Origin of the sequence: Streptomyces sp. NPDC051907 (genome assembly GCF_040681075.1) — a bacterium.
Classification (GTDB): Bacteria; Actinomycetota; Actinomycetes; order Streptomycetales; family Streptomycetaceae; genus Streptomyces.
Genome location: NZ_JBFAYB010000011.1, coordinates 52,180 through 71,936 on the forward strand (window position 1 = coordinate 52,180; position 19,757 = coordinate 71,936).

Below are 19,757 nucleotides of genomic sequence, written 5' to 3' on the forward strand. Positions count from 1 at the left end.
CACCAGGGCGTACAGGGCCCACGAGACGAGCAGCACGACGGCGAACATGCCCAGGAGAGCGGCGACGCGCACACCGGTCGAGGCCGTGCGGTCGGGGTCGATCTCCTGGTAGCCGTACTGCAGCACGAGCATATGGACCATGTAGAACGCGAAGGAGATCTCCCCCAGCCACACCATCGCGCGGCGCCGCGGGAGGGAGCGGCCGCCCCGGAGGTCGGCGCCCGCGGCCGCGAGGACGAGCAGCGCCATCGGCACAACGAGGACCGCAGCGATGGCGTAGAGGAACGGCACGTTCAGGGCCAGCGGGTATCCGACGGCGAGCGCCGCCAGCGCGTGCCAGTAGCGGACGGCGACCCGCCGGCCGTCCAGCACCGCCCTGGCCAGCAGCATGCCGAGGACGAACTCCAGCAGCCGTGAGGCCGGGAAGACGTACACGAACCAGTACTGGTGCAGTGTCACCGGGAACGTGGCGAACTTCGGCTCGCCCGAGAGGGCGACGGTGGCCGGCAGCGGCAGCAGGATGACCGCGAGCGCGAGGCCGGCCGCGCAGTGCCACAGCAGCCGGGCCGGTATCCGCCGGATCCAGTGGATCAGCAGCGGGAAGCAGAGGTAGAAGAAGGCCTCGCAGGACAGCGACCAGGAGACTCCGTTGACGCTGTCGTACACGTCGAAGACCGGCGACCAGGACTGCACCAGCAGCAGATTGGGCACGGCCTGGCGGGCGGCGACCTGGCCGCCCGTCCAGTAGATCAGCACCATCGCCGCGAACCAGGTGACCGCGTGCGTGGGGTAGATCTTCGCGGCTCTGCGCCGCCAGAATCCGGCGACCGTGTCGTCGGTCCGCGCGGACCAGGCGAGGACGAATCCGCTCAGCAGGAAGAAGAAGCCGACGCCGGAGCGGGCGGCCGTCAGCGCCAGCATGGCGAGGGTGTTGTCCTCGAATCGGCCGTCGAACCAGATGGCGAAGTAGGCGTGCGAGGCGAAGACGACGAACGCCGCGAAGAACCGGAGGCCGGTCAGCGAGGGAAGCCGCGACAAGGCCGATCCCGCCGAGGGTCCCCCTGGTGCGGCGGATCCGGCGGTGGAGGACTGGGGAAGTGCCGTAGCCAAGGCTTCTCCTCGTAGGCGGCGGACGCAGCCGTTTCCGGTCAGCACGAGGCAGAACGCGGCAGAGGGTTGCAGAACGGGCCAGAACCTATCAACGGCGATGGCCGGATGTATGCCACCTACAGATGGCATCCGCGGCTGCAACTCCAGTTGCAGACAGGCCTCTTGAACGCGTGCGCCCCGCGTCCTCGGGCGACCCCTACCGCCCGAGCAGCCTCAGCAGCGCGGCCTCCTCGATCGGGTTCAGTCCGGCGACCGGACGGGCGCCCACGCCCCGTCCCAGCCGGTCGCGCAGGACCGCGGCGGCGGTCTGTGCGATCGGCCGCGTGCGCAGCCCCGCCGCGAAGGACGAGGTCGCGTCGCGGGCGAGCGCGCCGTGCAGCGCGCGCGGCGGCCACAGGGCGAGCGATCTGGGCCCGGTCCACGGCTGGACTCCGGCGGCCAGCAGCTCCTCCTCCGCGACCGGCACGAGCTCCAGGGTGTCCGAGCCGACCTCGTCGGCGACCTCGCCGAGCAGATCCGCCAGGCGCACGGCGGGGCCGACCGCGTCGAAGACCCCTTCGGCGCGCGCGGCGGCCTGGTCGACGATCCAGCGGGCCAGATCGCGTACGTCCACGACCTGCGCCGGGACCGGGGATCCGTCGGCGGCGAGGTCCGCGGGGACGACCGCGGCGCCGCCGCGCGCCATGCGCAGCGGCCAGTAGCCGAACGGGCTGACGTCGTCCCCGGGGCCGACGATCAGCCCGGGCCGTACGACGAAGGCCCGCCCGTCGGTCGCGTCCATGACCGCCTGTTCGCAGGCGAGCTTCACGCCGCCGTACGTCGCCTGGGAGGGCTCGGGGTCGACGGCGGGGTCGTATCCGATGCCCGGGTCCGGCAGCGGGGGCCGCAGCGGGGCGGTCCGCGCGCACTGGCCGGGGCTGTAGGTGTCGGCGTAGACGCTGACGGAGGAGACGAACGTCCAGTGGTCGGCGCGCACGGACCGCAGGGCGTCCTGGACCCAGCGCAGCGAGAGGGTCGCGCACTCGACGACCGCGTCGAACTGCTCGCCGCGCAAGGCGTCCAGGGCGCCAGGGGTGTTGCGGTCCGTGCGCACCAGTCGGGCCCCGGGCGGCGGGGAGCCGCCCGTGCCCCGGGCCACGCAGGTGACGTCATGGCCGAGGGCCAGGGCCTGCGCGGCCACGGCTGAGGAGACGAGGCCGGTACCGCCCAGGACGAGCAGGCGCAGGCGGTCCGACGAGGTCATCAGCGGTCTCCAAAGACGTGCGGGGAGGGTGGGGAGAGGCGGGGCGCCGGCCGACGCCCCGCCTCCGTCTGGTGGTCAGGCCGGGTCGGCCTCGGCGCCGGCGTCCGCCTCGGACGACGCCTTCTCTTTCTCCTTCGCCTTCTCCGGCGCGCCGGTGAGCAGGTCCTTCTTGCGGACCAGGCTCAGCGAGATCGCCGCAGTGAACACCGCGATGACGGCGGCCCAGAGCATGACGCTGGACGCGCCCGCGGCTATGGCGGACTCCAGCGTGCCGCGCACCTGGCCGGCGGCCTCGGCGGGGGCGTGCGAGACGGCCCGCTCGATGTCGCCCTGCACGACCGCGTCGACGACCGCGTCGTGGTCGCCGTCGACCAGCCGCAGATCGCCCGCCGCCTCGTCGGAGACACGGGTCTTGAACAGCACGCCGTACACGGCGGCGCCCATGCCCGCGCCGAACATGAAGAGGCTGTTGACCGCGCCGGAGGCCATGCCCGCCCGCTCCTTGGGCACCACGTTCACCGCGAGGGACATGGACGGGCTGCCCGCGAGCCCGCCGCCCACGCCCCACAGCAGCAGGCCGGGGACGGCCGCCCACACGGCGGTGTCCGGGTCGAAGGACCAGGCCATGGCGAGTCCGCCGAGCGCGAGGACGCCGAAGCCGGCGGCGATGATGTGCGAGGGGGAGTACTTGGCCTGGAGCTTTCCGGCGACCAGTCCCATGCCCAGCTGCGGGGCGAAGATCGCCATCATCAGCAGACCGGTGCCCAGCGGGCTGATGCCGCGGGAGCTCTGGAAGTACAGGATGTAGTAGACCGAGCTGCCCACGGTCGCGAAGCGCGAGAAGAAGGCGATCAGGGTCGCCGCCACAAAGGTGGGGATCTTGAACAGCGACAGCTCGAGCGTGGGCGAGGCCACGCGCCGCTCCAGCATCAGGAAGCCGGCGAACAACACCGCGGTCACACCGAGTTGGGCGAGGGTGGCGACGCTGCCCCAGCCCTGGTCCTCGCCGCGGGTGAGCGCGAAGTTGACCAGTCCGAGCGTGAGCACGAGCAGGGCGGCGCCGGTCCAGTCGATGCCGGCGAGCGAGCTGCGCGGCGGGTCCGCGGGCAGCCGGGTGCGGCACAGCGCCAGCGCGACCAGGCCGATGGGCACGTTGATCAGGAACAGATAGCGCCACTGGGTCAGATCGACCAGCAGACCGCCGATGACGGGCGCGACGGCGCCGCACGCGCCGAGCGTGGTGCCCCAGACGGCGATGGCCATGTTCCGCTGCTGGCCCTCGTAGACCTGGGCGATCAGAGGCATCGCGTTGGCGAGGATCAGGGCCGCTCCGACGCCCTGCACACAGCGGGAGACGTCCAGCATGAGGGCGCCCTGGGCCATGCCGCAGGCGAGCGAGGAGACAGTGAAGAGGGTGATGCCGCTCATGAACATGAGGCGGCGGCCGAGCCGGTCCGAGAGCGATCCGGCCGCCTGCTGGAAGGCGCCGAAGGTGACGGTGTAGCCGATGATGATCCACTGCAGTGCGGCCAGCGAGCCGCCGAGGTCTTCCTGAATGGACGGCAGCGCCACGGAAACGATAGTGATATCGATAACCAGTAGCGCCGACGCAATGACGGTGATGACGAGAACGGTTCGGGCCTGACGGCCCTCCGCGGTATCCGTGGCGCTCACGAATGCCTCTCCGGTTGTTATGGCACGGCACCTCGCTATTCGCAGCCCGCCTGCCACTGAAAATCGTTCCCGAAACAAGCCGGTCGCAAGGTTGCCTTTACTGGGTAAGGCTTGCCTTACCGAGGATAGCGACCGTGAGTGTAGCAGCCAATTTCCTGCATTTCGATGGCGCGGAAAGAGGCCCTATCAGGCCACCCGATCCGCATTGTTCGCGAGCGCAGTTGGTTTTCATTTCGGCCTTGCGGATCGCCGCTTCGCCTCTTTCTGCCCGCCGGGCCGATTAGACAGGAGGCGCCGGAAGGGCATTCATGTCGATTTTTCCGGTCGGGGTCAGGGGCAGCGAGTCCAGCAGAGTGAACGTCTCGGGGACCATGTAGGCGGGAAGCCGCTCGCGCAGATGGCGGCGCAGGGTGGCCGGATCGATGCGGTCCTCGGCGACCACGAAGGCGGCCAGCCGCGCGGAGTCGGCGGAGGCGCCCTGGGCGGTCACCGCCGCCCGCCGCACTCCGGGGCACTCCAGCAGCGTCCGCTCGATCTCCCCCGGCTCGATGCGCAGCCCGCGCACCTTGACCTGGTGGTCCGCCCGCCCGAGGAAGTCCAGCTCGCCGCCCGGCAGCCGCCGTACGAGATCGCCCGTGCGGTACAGCCGCGCCCCCAGCTCGCCGGAGAACGGGTCGGGGACGAACCGCTCGGCCGTCAGCGCGGGCCTGCCGAGATAGCCGCGCGCCAGCCCCCGCCCGCCCAGGAACAGCTCGCCGGTCTCCCCGTCGGGCGCCGGCTCGCCCTCGCCGTCCAGTACGTACGCGACGGTTCCGGCGACGGGCCGGCCGATCAGCGGCTTCGCCCCGCCCCGCCCGACCAGGCTCCAGGTGGAGTACGTCGTGTCCTCGGACGGCCCGTACAGGTTGTAGACGCGCTCCACCGTCCCGCTCTCGTACAGCCGCTCGCCGAGCTGCGCGGGCAGCGCCTCGCCCGCGAGGTTGACCGTGACCACCGAGGCGGGCAGCGGCTCGGAGGCCAGCAGGTCGAGCAGCAGGCTCGGCACGGTGTTGACCAGGGTCACCGGCCGGCCGGCGGCGGCGAGCGGCAGATGGAAGACGGTCTCGGCCAGGACGACCGTGCCCCCGCAGCTCAGCGGCGCGAAGAGCTCGAAGACGGAGAGGTCGAAGCAGATGGAGGTGGAGCACAGCGTGTAGCGCAGCTCTTCGGGGGCGAAGCGGCGCACCGCCCAGGCGACGAGCGCGGCGGCACTGCGGTGCTCCACGGCGACGCCCTTCGGGCGGCCCGTGGAGCCCGAGGTGTACAGGACATAGGCCAGTTGGGCGCCGGACGCCGCGTCGCCCGCGCCGACGGCGGCGTGCGAGCCGGGCTCGGCGAGGGGGCTGCGCAGCGCCGCGATGGGTCCCGAGGCCGCGATGCGGCCCCAGTCCCGGTCCAGGGAGATCACCGTTCCCGGGTGGTCGTCGAACTTCTTGCGGAACGCCTCCTCGGTGAGGATCAGCCGCGCGCCGGAGTCGTCGAGCATGAACTCCATGCGCTCCGCCGGAAAGGCCGGATCGAGCGGCACATAGGCGGCCTCCGCCTTCAGCACGGCGAGCATCGCCACGACCATCCACGGGGTGCGGCTCAGGCAGACGCCGACCAGGGTCTCGGGCCCCGCGCCGTGGGCGCGCAGATGCCCGGCGAGCAGTTCGGCGCTCTCGTCGAGCTCGCGGTAGGTCAGCCGCTCCCGTCCCCCGACGACGGCCTCGGCGTCGGGGGTCGACAGCGCCTGCCGTGCGACCAGTTCATGGATCCGCAGGGGCGGCAGGGCGCGCTCCCCGGAGCCGTTCGCGATCTCGCTCATGCCGGGACCCCGTCCTCGTCCGCGGCCCGCCGGCGGGCCGACAGCTCGCGGGCCACGTCGCCCGCGTCCATCCGCGCGATCTTCAGATGGATGTCGGCCACCGCCGCCGTGCGCCCCGGGACGCTCTCGGCCGCGATCATCGACGCGGCGAGCTCGGCGACCGTCGGCGAGAGGAAGAGGGTGCGCAGCGAGACCGCCTCCGAGTCGAGGATCCGGCGCAGCCGGGTCACGATGCGGGTGGCGAGCACGGAGTCGCCGCCGAGGGCGAAGAAGTTGTCGTGCGCCCCGACCGCGTCGGACTCCAGCACCTCGGCCCAGACGCCGGCGACGATCTCCTCCACCGGCGTCAGCGGCGCGGGCGAGGGTCCGGCGCTCTCCTCGGGGCCGGGCTGGGGGGCGGGCAGGGCGAGCCGGTCGACCTTGCCGTTGGCGTTCAGCGGCAGGGCGTCGAGGAAGACGAGGGCGGTGGGGACCATATAGGCAGGCAGCAGGTCCCGCAGATGCGCGCGCAGCGCGTCGCGGAGCCGGCCTGTGTCCTCGTCTCCGTCCGTGCTCCTGCCCGTGTCCCCGTCCGTGCTCGCGCGGCCGCGGGCCGGGACGACATAGCCGGTGAGCGCGCGATGGCCCATCCGGCCCGCGCGGCGCTGCCCGGCGACCACGGCCGCGGCCACCGCCGGATGGGCCGTCAGCGCGGCCTCCACCTCGCCCGGCTCGATGCGCTGGCCGTGCACCTTCAGCTGGAAGTCGGCCCGCCCCACGAACTCGATCGTGCCGTCGGGAAGGAAGCGCCCCAGGTCGCCGGTGCGGTAGAGGCGCTCGCCGGTGCGCGGATGCACGGCGAAGGCGGCCTCGGTGCGCTCCGGGTCGCCCCAGTAGCCGCGGGCGAGGCCGACGCCGGAGCAGTACATCTCGCCCGTCGCCCAGACCGGGCGGTCCCGCATCCGCTCGTCGAGGACGAAGTAGCGGGTGTTGGCGATGGGCCTGCCGTACGGGACGCTGCGCCGCGCCGGGTCGAGGCGGGTCACCCGGTGCCAGATGTTCCACAGGGTGGTCTCGGTGGGGCCGCCGACGCTGACCAGCTCGACGTCCTCCCGCTCGCAGAGCCTGCGCGCGACGGGCAGCGGGATCCAGTCGCCGCCGAGGAAGGCCAGGCGCAGCGCGTCGAGCGGGCCGCTGTCCTCGCCCAGGTGCTCCAGGAGCATCTCCATCATGGCGGGCACGGAGTTCCAGACGGTCACCTCGTGGGCGGCCATCAGCCGGGCCCAGTGGGCGGCCTCCCGGCGCTCGGCGGCGTCCGGCACCACGAGGACGCCGCCCGCGCCGAGCACCCCGAAGAGGTCGAACACGGACATGTCGTGGTGGAGCGCGGTGAGCGCGAGGCAGCGGTCGCCGGGGGCGATCGCGAAGGTCTCGATCGTCTCGCGCAGGGAGTTGACGACCGAGCGGTGCTCGATCATCGCGCCCTTGGGCGTGCCGGAGGAGCCGGAGGTGAACAGGACGTACGCGAGGTCGGACGGCTTCGCCGCCGGCGCCGGGGGCTCGGCGGGCTCCGGCGCGCGGTCCTCGGCGCCGTCGTCCGGCGCCACGTACAGCAGCCGGCAGCCGGCCGCCTTGGCCGCCAGCTCCGGCCGGGTGAGCACGAGTTCGACGCCGCAGCGGGCGAGCAGCTCGCGCACCCGGCCGTCGGGGGCCTCGGGGTCGATCGGCAGGTACGGCGCTCCCGCGTACAGCACGGCGTACGCGGCGACGACCTGCTCCCAGCCCTTGGCGAGCACGATGCCGACGGGCCGGTCGGGGCCGGCGCCCAGCGACCTCAGCCGGTGGGCGAGCCGGCACGCCTCGTGGTGCAGCTGCGCATAGCTGAGCGTACGGCCGGAGGCGATCACCGCGGGCTGCTCGGGCCGCTGGGCGACCTGGTCGAGGAAGAAGTCGTGCACCAGCCGGTCCGGCAGCTCGCGTCGGCCGCCGTCGCCGAAGTCCTCGCCGGCCGTGGTCAGCCGGGGCGGCAGCGGCTGCGGCTCCACCCGCGACCAGGCGCTCTCGTCGTCGGTCAGCCGGGCCAGCAGCGCCCGCATCGCGGCGAAGATCTCGTCGAGCAGCTCCGGGGCGAACAGCGCCTCGTTCACATCCCAGTTGACCAGCAGATCGCCGTCCTGCTCCTCGGTCATCAGGTCCATCCAGACCTGGGGGGTCTGGGTGATGCCGTCGACCGGGTGCAGCAGTCCGTCGAGCAGCGTGGTCGGGCCGCTGCCCAGCGGAACGGCGCTGGTGAAGACGACGGGCATCATCGCCCCGTCGTAGCCGCCGCGGATGCGCATCAGCTCCCGCAGCAGCTGCACGCCGCTCACGTACCAATGGCTGAGGTCGCTCCACAGCTGTTCCTGGATGCGCCGGGCGCGGTCCGCGAACGGCTCGGGGCGGGTGTTGTCCACTTCGAGCAGCGAGAAGGAGGCGAACTCGCCGACGACCGAGCCGACTTCGGGGTGGATGGGCAGCCGGTTGAGGTTGGTGACGTTGAGAGTGAAGCGGGGGCTCTGGTTCCAGGGCGTCAGCGCCTCGGCGTACACGGACAGCAGCAGACCCGCCGGGGTGAGGCCCGCCCGGCCGGCCAGCTCGCTCAGGCGCTTCCAGCGATCGGCGGGAATCCGTGCGGAGCGCCGTACGAAGCGGGGCTCGGCGACCGACTCGGGGTTGCGGAGCATGGGCAGCTGGGGAGCGGGCGGCAGGGTGGGCAGCCGCTCCTCCCAGTAGGCGAGCGAGCGCCGGTACTGCTCGCTCTCGCCGAGGCGCGCGGTGGTCAGGATGTAGTCCCGGTAGTCCAGCGCGGGCGGCTCGGGCGCGGCCTCGGGGTCCGCGTAGAAGAGCGCCAGGTCGTCGAAGAGGATGCGCAGGCTGGCGAAGTCGGAGCAGAGCGAGTCGACGCTGAAGTAGACCCGGCTGCGGTCCTCGTCCAGCTCGGCCACCACCACCTCGAACAGCGGCCACTGGTCCATCGGCCGGACCTCGTGGGAGTGCTGGGCGCGCACGGCCGCGAGGCCGGCCTCGACCGCGGCCTCGTCGGCGCCGCGCAGATCGACCACCCGCATCTCGTACGGCGGCACGGACGGCAGCACCCGCTGCGACATGGTCTCGGGGACCATGACGGCGCGGAGCATGGGGTGGCGGTCGACGACCCGCTGCCAGGCCCGCTGGAAGCGGGCGGTGTCCAGCCCCTCCCCCTCGTACTCCAGATACATATGGGCCGAGACGTTGCCGGAGGAGAAGGCGCCGGTCCGGCCCATGCAGTACGCCTGCTGGAGCTCGGTCAGCGGGAACGGCTCGTGCGCCGCCGCGGGGTCGGCGGCGACGGCCAGCTCGTCGCCGAGCGAGCCGCCCGACCCGCCGCTCGCCCGCTCGCGCTCGACGGCCAGGGCGAGCGCGGCGACCGTGTTGGACTGGAAGATGCTGTGCAGATCGAGCTGGAGGCGGAGCCGGTCGCGGAGCCGGTTCATCACCCTGATGCCGAGCAGGGAGTTGCCGCCGAGCTCGAAGAACGTGTCGTGCACGCCCACCCGCTCGGCGCCCAGGACCTCCGACCACAGATCGGCGATCTGCTCCTCGAGCGCCGTGCGCGGCGCGGTGAACTCCTCGTCCGCCCACTGCTGTTCGCCGGGGCGGGGCAGCGCGCGCCGGTCCACCTTGCCGTTGACGGTCAGCGGCAGGGTCTCCAGCGTGATCAGATGCGGCGGGATCGTGTACGACGGGATCCGGGCCTCCAGGTGCGCGCGCAGCTCGGCGGCGCTCGGCCAGGCGCCGGAGGCCGGCGAGACGTAGCCGGCCAGGCCCTGGTTGCCGGGAGCGCCGTCCTGGCGGGGCAGCGCGATCGCGACGGCGGCGTCCACGCCGGGGTGGGAGCGCAGGGCCGCCTCGATCTCGCCGAGCTCGATGCGGTGGCCGCCGACCTTGACCTGGAAGTCCTCCCGGCCGAGGAACTCGACGTTGCCGTCCGGCAGGAAGCGGGCCAGGTCGCCGGTGCGGTAGAGCGGCTCGCCGGTCTCGGGGTGGCTGAGGAAGGCCGCCTCGGTGCGGGCGGGGTCTCCCCAGTAGCCGCGGCCGACGCCCGCGCCGCCGATGTACAGGTCGCCGGGGACCCAGACCGGGCGGGGCCGCAGCTCGGCGTCCAGCACATGCAGGGTCTGGTTGGCCACGGGTGTGCCGTACGGGATGCTGGTGCGGTCCCCCGCCTCGCCGGTCGCAGGCTGGCCATCCACCAGTGCCACCTCGCCGTCCGCCGGCACTTCGTACACGCCGGAGAAGATCGACGCCTCGGTGTTGCCGCCGACGCTGACGAACCGCGACCCGGGGGCGATGGCCCGGGCCCGCCCGGGCAGCGAGAGCGGGATCCAGTCGCCGCCGAGGATCATCAGCCGCAGCGAGGGCGCCCAGGGCTCGGGGGCTCGCTCGACGTGCTCGCAGAACATCTCGAAGAGGGCCGGCGCGGTCGCCCACACGGTGACGCGCTCGCGGCGGACGGTCTCCAGCCAGTGCGCGGGGTTCCGCTCGTTCCCCGGCTCGGGCACGACCAGCGCCGCGCCCGTGGTCAGCGCGCCGAAGATCTCGGCGACGCTCAGGTCGAAGCTCGTCGACGACAGGGCGACGAAGCGGTCCTCGCAGGTCACCTCGTACCGGGCGACCACCTCGGCCAGGGTGTTGAGCGCGCTGCGGTGCGGGATCATCGCGCCCTTGGGCAGGCCGGTGGAGCCCGAGGTGAAGATCACGTACGCGAGGTCGTCCGCGGTCTGCGCGGGCGCCAGCGGGGCGTCGTCGCAGCCGCTCCACTGCGCGTCGTCGTCCACGCAGAGCACGGTGGTCCCCTCCGGCCACTCCTGCTGGCCGGCGGTCGAGCGCTGGGCGAGCACGATCCGCGCGCCGGAGGCACCGAGCAGATACGCGCGCCGCTCGGCGGGCAGCGCCGGGTCGATCGGGACCCAGGCCGCGCCCGACTCCAGGACGCCCAGCACGCCGACGGGCTGCTCCCAGCCCTTCTCCATGCAGAGCGCGACCAACGCGTCGGGCTCCGCGCCGAGTTCGCGCAGCCGGCGGCCGATGCGGCGGGCCCGGCTCGTCAGCTCCGTGTAGTCGAGCGTGCGGTCGCGGGAGATGACGGCGGGGCGGGCGGGATGCAGGGCGGCGGCCCGGGCGACGGCCTCGTGCAGCAGGCCCTCGGGCGCGGGCGCCGCGGTGTCGTTGACCTCGGCGCGGGTGCGGGCCTGGTGGGCGGGCAGGCGTACGGGAGAGCCGGGCGCGCTCCATGCCCCCGGGTCCTCGGCGAGGACGGCGAGGAGGTCGAGCCAGGACTCGGCGAGGTCCTCGACGAGGCCGTCGGGCAGGGCGGCACAGGCCGCGGCCTCCCATGTGCCGTGCAGCGCGCCGTCGTTCACGCTGACCGTCAGGCTCAGCTGGGCGGCGGCTATAGCGGTCGCCGCGGCGCCCTCGGCGGTCGCGGGCCGCGCCGCCTCGCCGAGCGCGTCCACGAAGACGACGTCGGGGGCGGCGGGCTGCCCGGCCGCCGCGTAGCCGGGGGCGAAGCGGGCCGCCCGGTCGAGGAAGCCGCCGCGCGGGGCGGCGTCGACGGACAGGGGCAGCACGGCGCCCTGTCCACCGGTCACGACGCCTATGGCGAACCGCGATCGACTCGCCCATAGGCCGAGCGCCTCGGTGAAGGCCGTGCCCAGGACGGCCGCCGGGTCGAGCCCTTCCCGGCGCGCCCGGTCGGCTATGCGCTGCCAGACGGCCGCGTCCAGCCGCGACTGGCGGCGCAGCCGGCTGCCGTCCGGCGACCCGCCGCGCCTGAAGGGCAGCCGGGGGCCCTGCTCCGCCGGGTCCACCGTGTCAGCGGCACTCATGGGTGTTCTCCGATCGCGAATGGGGGGCGCCGGAAGGCGGTGTGAGCAGGCCGGCGGTGACGAGGTGGTCCAGATAGCGGTCGAGGAGCGGGCCGTCGACCGGGGGGCAGCGCACATCGGTGGCGGCGAGCGCGGCGAGCGTGCCGGCGACCTCCAGGCGCAGACTGCCGAAGCCCGGCATGCCCCGCGAGGTCCCCGCCAGCGCGGCGACCGACGCGGTCGCCGACTCGCCGTCGGCGCCGTCGAGCGCGTCGGCGGCGACCAGTTGGGACCACTCCTCCTGGTCGGTCGCGGCGAGCCGGTGGCCGCGGGCGCGCAGCCGCTCGACGAGGGCGGCGAAGGACGTACGGTCCGGGTGGGCCAGGTGGTAGTACCCGCCGAGGCCGCTGTCCGGTCGCAGCGACAGCTCGGCCAGCGCCCGCGCCGCGTAGTCGACCGGCACCAGGTCGAAGTCGGCGCCGGGGCCGAAGTCGGGGTAGGCGCCCACTCTCACGCACGCCCCGACGAACTGCCAGAAGGGGGAGTCGGGGTCGCCCGCGCCCGTGGCGGCGCTGCCCGCGAGCCTTCCTGGCCGGTAGACGCTGACGGGGACGCCGCGCTCCCTGGCGGCCCGCAGGCGCTCCTCGGCGACCCATCGGCTGCGTACATAGCCGGAGGGGAGAAGCGACTCGGCGGGGATCCGGCCGTCCTCGGCCAGCGGTCCGGGCGCCTCGCCGCGGCGGAAGAGGACGCCCGCCGACGAGACGTGGTGCACCGGCTTGACGCGCTCCCGGACGGCCAGCCGCAGGACTTCGGTGACGCTGTCCGCGTTGGCCGCCTTCAGCCGCTCGTACGGCAGGGCGAGATGGGCGTCCACGCCGACGTGGTGGATGACGTCCACCGTGCCGGCGAGCCGCGCGAAGGCGATCGGGCCGAGGCCGAGCAGCGGCTCGCGCAGGCTGCCGGGCAGGACCGTCACCCGGTCCAACGGCGTCTTCGCTGCCACGCCGTACCGCTCCAGCGCCTCGGCCAGCGCGCGGTCCGCCTCGCCGGGGCTCTCCGCGTCGACCAGGCAGTGCACCCGGGCGCCGGTACGGGCGAGCAGTTGCGCCAGCAGGTGCGCCCCGAGGAAGCTCGTCGCGCCCGTGAGCAGGATGTGCTCGGGGGCCGCGAGCCGGGCCGGGTCGGCGGGCGCGGCGCCCTCGGCGGAGATCTCGGCGTCCAGCACGGCGTCGGCGCGCAGCAACTCGGCGACGCGCGCGCCGTCCGCCGCGTCCCCCTCCTGCCCGTCGTGGCCGTCGTGGCCGTCGTGCGCCTGGTCGGCTGGCGCGGGCGCCGCGCTCTGCCCGCGCGCCCGGTCCAGCGTCTGGGCCAGGCCGCTGATGGTGGGGGCGTCGAAGAACGCCTGGACGGGCAGGTCGACGCCGACGCGGTCGCGCAGCCGCAGCAGGACGCGCACGGCGCGCAGCGAGTGCCCGCCGACGTCGAAGAAGTCCTCGTCCGGCTCGACGTCGCGCACCCCCAGCACCTCGCGCCAGACGCCGGCGACGATCTGCTCGGTACGCGTGAGCGCGGCGCTGTCGGCGGCCGGCTCGGGCCCGGTCGCCGCCGCAGGCTCGGCGGAGGGGACCGGTGCGGACGCGGCGTCCGGCAGCAGGGCGGAGAGAGGCCGTGCGGGGTCCTCGACGACCGCGGCGAACAGCCGCTCCAGCTCGCCGCCCAGCCGGTCCACGGACTCGGGCAGGAACAGGTCCTCGGCGGCGCGCAGCCCGCCCTCGATACGGCCGTCGGTCTCCCAGTAGTGCAGCACGAGGTCGAACTCGGAGGTGTCGAGCCCGAAGTCGAAGGCGGAGACCTCCAGTTCGCCCATGGCGTCCGCCCCGGCCGGGCTCTCGCCGACCAGCGCGGACTGGAAGAGCGGGTTGTGCCCGCCGTTGCGGCCCGGCCGCAGCTCGGCGGCCAGCACCTCGATGGGGGTGTCCTGGTGGGCGTACGCGTCCAGGCAGGTCCGCCGCACCCGGTCGAGCGCCTCGGTGAAGGCGGGGTCGCCGGAGAGGTCGGTGCGCAGGGCGAGGGTGTTGGCGAAGAACCCGATCAGGTTCTCCGTCTCGGGCAGGTCCCGCCCGTGCACGGCCGAGCCGGTCACCACGTCGGGGTGGCCGGTGCGCCGCGCCATCACCGTCTGGAACCCGGCGAGCAGCACCATGAAGAGGGTCGCCTCGCGGCTGCGGCCCAGCTCGCGCAGCCCCTGGGAGACCTCGGCGGAGAGGGTGAAGCGCCTGCTGACCGCCCGCAGGGTGGGGGCAGCGGTCCGCTGCCGGTCCACCAGGCCCCTCAGGTCGGGCAGCGGCTCGCGCAGGGTCTGCCGCCAGTGGGCGAGCCGCCTCTCCAGCTCCTCGCCGCGCAGCCGGTCGCGCTGCCACTCGGCGAAGTCGGTGTACTGGACGGGCAGTTCGGCCGGCTTCGCCGCCTGGCCGCCGGTGCGGGCCGCGTACAGCGCGAACAGCTCGCGGAAGAGGATGCCGACGGAGATGCCGTCGCCGACGAGATGGTGCATCGTCACGGTCAGCACGTGGTCGTCCGGGCCGAGCGGGGTGAGCAGATAGCGGATCAGCGGGCCCCGGGTGAGCTCGAACGGCCGCTGGGACTCGGTCCGCAGCCGCTCGACGGCCGCCTCCTCGGAGAGGGTCTCGGCGTCGACGGCGAAGGCCGGCGGCTGCTCCCGCGCGCTGAGGACGACCTGGCGCGGCTCCCCTTCGTGGACGCGGAAGACCGTGCGCAGCGCCTCATGGCGCTCCGTGATCTCCGTCAGCGCCTCGCGCAGGGCGTCCGGGTCGAGGCGGCCGGCGAGCCGGATCGCCTCGACCATGTTGAGGTGCGGGCTGTCCGGCGTCAGCTGGGCCAGGAACCAGAGCCGCTCCTGTGCGAAGGAGAGCTGGGCGGTGTCGTGGTGCGGGCGGCGCGGGACGGTGGGACGCCGGACCGCCGTCGTGCCGGCCAGCCACTTCTCCATCAGTCGCTGCTTGGTCGCGGACAGTGCCGTGGAGTCGTCGGCGAGCGGACCGGGTGGGACCATCGAGCTGTGACCTCCGCTATTCGGCGAGCAGTTGGGCGGCATCGTCGTCCGACATGCCGGCGAGCTTCTCGTGCAGACGGCGCTCCACTGCCTCGGCCATCCCGGCGACGGTCTGCGTCTGGGAGAGCAGGTCGGCCACGCTGAGCGTGACCGGGAGCATCCCCTGGAGGCGGGCCACCATCTGGGCGGCGAGCAGCGAATGCCCGCCGAGGTCGAAGAAGTTGTCGTGCGCGCCGACCGGGGACAGGCCCATGACCTCCTCCCACACCTGGGCGAGGGTCTCCTCCAGGGGGGTGCGGGGGGCTGTGTAGGCGGTCGGCAGGTCGGGGCGTCCGTACGCGGTGAGGGCGGCGGGCCGCTCCGGTTCGGCCGCCGCCGCGGGGGCGAGCTCCCGGTCCGCCGAGGCCGCGGGGGCCTCGGTGCTCGGCGGCACGGCGGGGGCCTCGGCGCTCGGCGGCAGGTCGCGGAAGTACCGTCGCCGTTCGAAGGGATAGGTGGGCAGCGCGACCCTGCGGCGGCGCTCCCCCGCCCCGACGGCCTCCCAGTCCACCGCCACGCCCCTGGTCCACAGCTGTCCCACGGCGTCGAGGACTGCTCCGCCGTCCCGGGCCCCGTGGTCGCGGCCGAGGGTGGACAGGGCAGGGGCGGCGCCGCGGGGCGACTGCGCGGAGACGAGTCCGCGCAGCGCGTCGCCGGGGCCGACCTCCAGCAGCAGCCTGCCGGGGGCCTCGCGCAGGACGGCCAGCGCGTCGGCGAACCGCACGGGCTCGCGGAGCTGGCGGCCCCAGTAGGCGGGGTCGGTCGCCTGGGCGTCGGTGATCCAGGCGCCGGTGACGCCGGAGACGTACGGGATCGACGGCGCGTGCAGCCGGATCGCGGCCATGGCCGCGGTGAACTCCTCGACGACCGGGTCGAGCATCGCCGAGTGGAAGGCGTGCGAGGTCTTCAGCGGGCGGACGTCCACTCCGTCGGCGGCAAGGCGCGCGGTCAGCTCGGCGACGGCGTGGGCGGGTCCTGAGACGACGGTCTGGTGTGGGCTGTTGACCGCGGCGATCGACAGCTCGCCGCCGTCCGCCAGCAGTTCGGCGACCTGCCCGTGCTCCAGCGGCACGGCCGCCATGGAGCCGGGCTCGCAGCGCTGGACCAGCTCGCCGCGCAGGGCGACGGCTCGCAGCGCGTCGGGCAGCGAGAGCACCCCGGACAGACAGGCGGCGACGTACTCGCCGACGCTGTGGCCGGCCATGGCGGCGGGGGCGATCCCCCAGTCGGCGAGCAGCCGGGCGAGCGCGTACTCCGTGACGAACAGGGCGGGCTGGGTCAGCCGGGTCTCGTCGAGCCGCCGGGCGGCGTCCTCGGCGTCGGCGGGCGCGGGGTGGAGCACGGCCCTGAGGTCCTCGCCGAGGACGGGCAGCAGAATCTCGGCGCACTCGTCGACCAGGGCCCGGTAGGCCGGTTCCGTCGTGTACAGCCCGCGGCCCATGCCGACGCGCTGGCTGCCCTGGCCGGGGAAGAGGAAGGCGGTCTGCGGGGCTGCCTCGGCGGAGTCGGCGTGGCCGACGGCGACCGGGGTGACGCCGGCGCCGTCGAGCGCGGCGGCCGCCTCGGCGGCGCTCCGGCAGACGAGGGCCATCCGGTGCGCGAAGGCGCGGCGGCCCCGTTGCAGGGTGTGGGCGACGTCCGCGAGCTCCCCGTCCGGGCGGGCGCGCAGCGCGTCGGCGAGCGCGGCGCCCGTCTGCTGGAGCGCGGAGTCCGTGCGGGCGGAGAGGACCAGCAGCTGCGCGGGGCGCGCGGCGGCCGGGGCCGCCGCGAGGACGGGCGGCTCCTCGACCACGATGTGCGCGTTGGTGCCGCCGACGCTGAACGAGCTGACTCCGGCCCGGCGGGGCCGCTCGCCCCTCGGCCACGGCGTCGCCTCGGTCCCGACGCGGAAGGGCGTGCTGGGGAAGTCGATCTCGGGGTGCGGCTCCTCGCAGTTGATGCTCGGCGGCAGCTCCTCGTGGCGCAGCGCGAGCAGGACCTTGATCAGCCCGAGCACGCCGGCCGCGGTGTCGGTGTGGCCGATGTTGGGCTTGAGGGAGCCGATGGTGCAGAAGCCGCGTGCGTCCGTGGCGTACGCCTGGGTCAGCGCGGCGATCTCGATGCGGTCCCCGAGCTCCGTGCCGGTGCCGTGCGCCTCGACGTAGGAGATGGACTCCGCCTCCGCGCCGGCGACGGCCAGCGCCTCGGCGATCACATCGGCCTGGCCCTGCATGCTGGGCGCGGTGAAGCCGACCTTGTGCGCGCCGTCGTTGTTGACCGCGGTGCCCAGCAGCACGCCGAGCACCTGGTCGCCGTCGGCGAGCGCGTCGTCGAGCCGCTTGAGCAGGACGACGCCGGCGCCGTCGCCGGGCACCGTGCCGTCGGCCTTCGCGCCGAACGCGCGGCAGCGCCCGTCCGGCGAGTTGACGCCGCCCTGCTGGTGCAGATATCCGGCGTGCTGCGGGAAGTAGACGGTCGCGCCGCCGGCCAGGGCGAGGTCGCACTCGCCGCTGAGCAGGCTCTGCACGGCCATGTGGACGGCGACCAGCGAGGAGGAGCAGCCGCTGAGCACGCTGACGCTGGGCCCGCGCAGATCGAGCTTGTACGACACCCGGGGCGCCAGGAAGTCCTTCTCGTTGCCGAGCAGCGCCTGGAACTCCCCCACTTCGCGCAGATAGCCGGGGTCGGCGGAAAGGTGGCTCTGCCAGTACGAGGTGGGGCCGCCGCCCCCGAAGACGCCGACCGCGCCGTCGACGCGCTCGCTGTCGTAGCCCGCCGACTCCAGCGCCTCCCAGGCGCACTCCAGGAAGAGCCGCTGCTGAGGGTCCATCAGCTCGGCCTCGCGGGGCGTGTAGCCGAAGAACGCGGCGTCGAAGAGCCCGGCGTCCTCGACGACCGGGCGGCGGCGCACCAGGCGCGGGTCGTCGAGGAGCGACGCGGGCACGCCGGCTGCCAGCAGCTGCTCGTCGGTGAGCGTGGTGTGCGCCTCCCGGCCCTCGCGCAGAAGCTGCCAGAAGGCGTCGAGGGAGGAGGCGCCGGGGAAGCGGCCGGCGAGGCCGACGACGGCTATCTCGCCGCCGTCGGCGTCCGCGGCCGTGCGCTCGCCGGCGGCCGGCGAGCTCTGCCCCCGCCCGGGCGGCGCGGTCATCGGCCCTCCGTCTGTGCGCTCATGCGCTGCCGCAGCGAGAGGGGGCGCATGTCGGTCCAGACCTCCTCGATGTGCCGCAGGCACTCGGCGCGGCTCCCGGCGGGGCCGGCGTCGAGCCACCCGGGGGCGTTCTCGCGCCCCAGCGGCCACAGGGAGTACTGGCCCTCGTGGTTGACGACCACGCGGTACAGGTCGTCGTCTTGTTCGTCGCTCACCGCAAGCCTCCGCAGGCGCCGGGGTTCGTGGGCCGTGTAGCCGTTGGCCTTGTGCACGGCCCGTGTGCTGGGCCGTGCTCGTGGACCGTGTGCTCTGTGCGCGCGCTCGCGGGTCAGACCGAGCGGAGCATGTCCTCGGGGATGACCGGCTGGTGGTAGGTGCAGGTGCCGGTGCGCACCATCGAGCCGTGCAGCCGCTCGGCGGGGATCAGCAGCTTGTCCCCCTCGTTCATGGGGATCTGCTGGCCGACGTTGTTCCAGAAGTACATCTGGCCGACCTCGACCACCACCAGTCGGTGGTCGTCGTGCACATGCGTGGTGGAGGTCTCCTCCCACGACTCGACGAAGGTCTCCAGGTCGACCTCGATGTTCTCGCTCTCGATGCGGTGGTGGAGCTTCTCGGCCTTCGCCTTGTACTCGTCGAGCCGGTCGGCCCAGTCGAGCTGCACGGCGAGGTCTCGGTCGGCCACCGCGGCGAGCAGGCGGGCGTCCTCGAATCCGGCGTGGAAGGCCGTCGTGACCGCCTCCTCGCCCAGCCGCCCGGCGAGCGGGGCGAGCAGCGCCTCGACGAGCGCGCCGAGGCCGTCGGCGGTGACGGCGGGAGTGCCGAGGGCGTACGCGGGGCTCTCGATGCCGAATCCCTCGCGGAACAGGTCGCCGTACCCGGGGGCGGTGGCGGCCTCGTCGATCCGGTGGTGCACCCAGGCGCCGAGGAACTCCAGGAAGCGCTCGTGGTCGCGGCCGACCCGGTGCAGATGGTTGGCGCCGGCGAGCGTGGAGGAGAGGAAGAACTGCCAGTACGCGTACGGCTCGCCGATCAGCTCCGCCTGGCCGAGCAGCTCGTGGTACGCCGCGGCTCGCTCGGACCGGCTCTGGAAGTCCTCCAGCAGCAGCCCGCGCAGCGCCGGGTGCGCGGTGTCGTAGTCGCCGACCAGACTGCGGCCCACGGCGCTGGTGATCGCCGGGCGGGCGGCGGTGAGCTGGACGAGCGCGAACGTGGCGGCGTCCTTGCGGCGCCTGGTGGCGTTCGCGATCGCCAGAGCCTGCCCCGGTCCTGCGAGCCGCCGCTCGAACTGGGCGAGCACATGCGCCTTCGCGCCCTGCACGCCGTCGCCTTCGAGGGGCTGGCGCGCCTCGGGCAGCCACGAGAAGAGGTGGCTCTCCAGGACCTCGGCGGCCTGCCGGCCGCGGATCCGGTTCTCGAGGCTGTAGAACGCGTCGGCGTCGTCGCGGCTCGGGTGGCCCGCCGGGCCGCCCGGCACGAACAGCAGATCGGCGTCGTAGATGTTGCGCAGCATCCGGTGGCCGAGCAGCCCGCTGAGCCTGAGGGCCTCGTCCTCCGGCAGCGGCACGCCGTAGTCCAGGAATTTGAGGTCGTGCGGGCGCACAGGCCGCCGGAACGGATTGGCTTCGTTGACCATTTCCGCTGCCGTCGCGCTTCGGAACGGCGAGTTCGCCGCATAATCCCGGACTATTGCATTGGGGTCGCCGGGCGCGCTCTTGATGTGCGAAACAGGGCTCATGCGCCGAAGCTAACAAACGGCCGCGAGGGGCGTCGTCAAA

At 73.9% G+C, this 19,757-nt stretch carries 8 protein-coding genes and 1 pseudogene; all 9 read right to left on the reverse strand.

Translation table 11 applies throughout. From position 1 onward, the window contains the following. Nucleotides 1-21 precede the first annotated feature (21 nt). Nucleotides 22-1,239 (reverse strand): annotated as a pseudogene (locus AB0M39_RS09900) (acyltransferase); the annotation flags it as partial. Nucleotides 1,240-1,306: 67 nt separating this feature from the next. Further along, on the reverse strand, nucleotides 1,307-2,353 hold the full coding sequence (locus tag AB0M39_RS09905) for an NAD-dependent epimerase/dehydratase family protein (protein WP_365362128.1): 1,047 nt from the start codon (nucleotides 2,351-2,353) through the stop codon (nucleotides 1,307-1,309). A 75-nt stretch (nucleotides 2,354-2,428) separates the two neighbouring features. Then, a complete protein-coding gene (locus AB0M39_RS09910) occupies nucleotides 2,429-4,084 on the reverse strand; it encodes an MFS transporter (RefSeq protein ID WP_365362130.1) in 1,656 nt (551 codons plus the stop codon). A gap of 223 nt (nucleotides 4,085-4,307) precedes the next feature. Continuing rightward, nucleotides 4,308-5,873: an amino acid adenylation domain-containing protein gene (locus AB0M39_RS09915; protein ID WP_365362132.1), complete on the reverse strand. Its 1,566-nt coding sequence runs from the start codon at nucleotides 5,871-5,873 to the stop codon at nucleotides 4,308-4,310. Beyond that, nucleotides 5,870-11,758 carry an amino acid adenylation domain-containing protein gene (locus tag AB0M39_RS09920; RefSeq protein WP_365362134.1) on the reverse strand — a complete coding sequence of 1,963 codons (5,889 nt, stop codon included), beginning with the start codon at nucleotides 11,756-11,758 and terminating at the stop codon, nucleotides 5,870-5,872. The genes AB0M39_RS09915 and AB0M39_RS09920 overlap by 4 nt, the downstream gene beginning before the upstream one ends. Continuing rightward, nucleotides 11,745-14,813 carry a thioester reductase domain-containing protein gene (locus AB0M39_RS09925; RefSeq protein WP_365362136.1) on the reverse strand — a complete coding sequence of 1,023 codons (3,069 nt, stop codon included), beginning with the start codon at nucleotides 14,811-14,813 and terminating at the stop codon, nucleotides 11,745-11,747. The genes AB0M39_RS09920 and AB0M39_RS09925 overlap by 14 nt, the downstream gene beginning before the upstream one ends. Before the next feature lie 16 nt (nucleotides 14,814-14,829). Next, entirely contained in the window at nucleotides 14,830-17,979 is a 3,150-nt protein-coding gene (locus AB0M39_RS09930) for a beta-ketoacyl synthase N-terminal-like domain-containing protein (RefSeq protein WP_365362138.1), read from the reverse strand. Further along, on the reverse strand, nucleotides 17,976-18,194 hold the full coding sequence (locus AB0M39_RS09935) for an MbtH family NRPS accessory protein (RefSeq protein WP_365362140.1): 219 nt from the start codon (nucleotides 18,192-18,194) through the stop codon (nucleotides 17,976-17,978). The genes AB0M39_RS09930 and AB0M39_RS09935 overlap by 4 nt, the downstream gene beginning before the upstream one ends. Nucleotides 18,195-18,307: 113 nt before the next feature. After that, nucleotides 18,308-19,615 (reverse strand): hypothetical protein, encoded by a 1,308-nt coding sequence (locus AB0M39_RS09940; protein WP_365362142.1) that lies wholly within the window; start codon nucleotides 19,613-19,615, stop codon nucleotides 18,308-18,310. Nucleotides 19,616-19,757 lie beyond the last annotated feature (142 nt).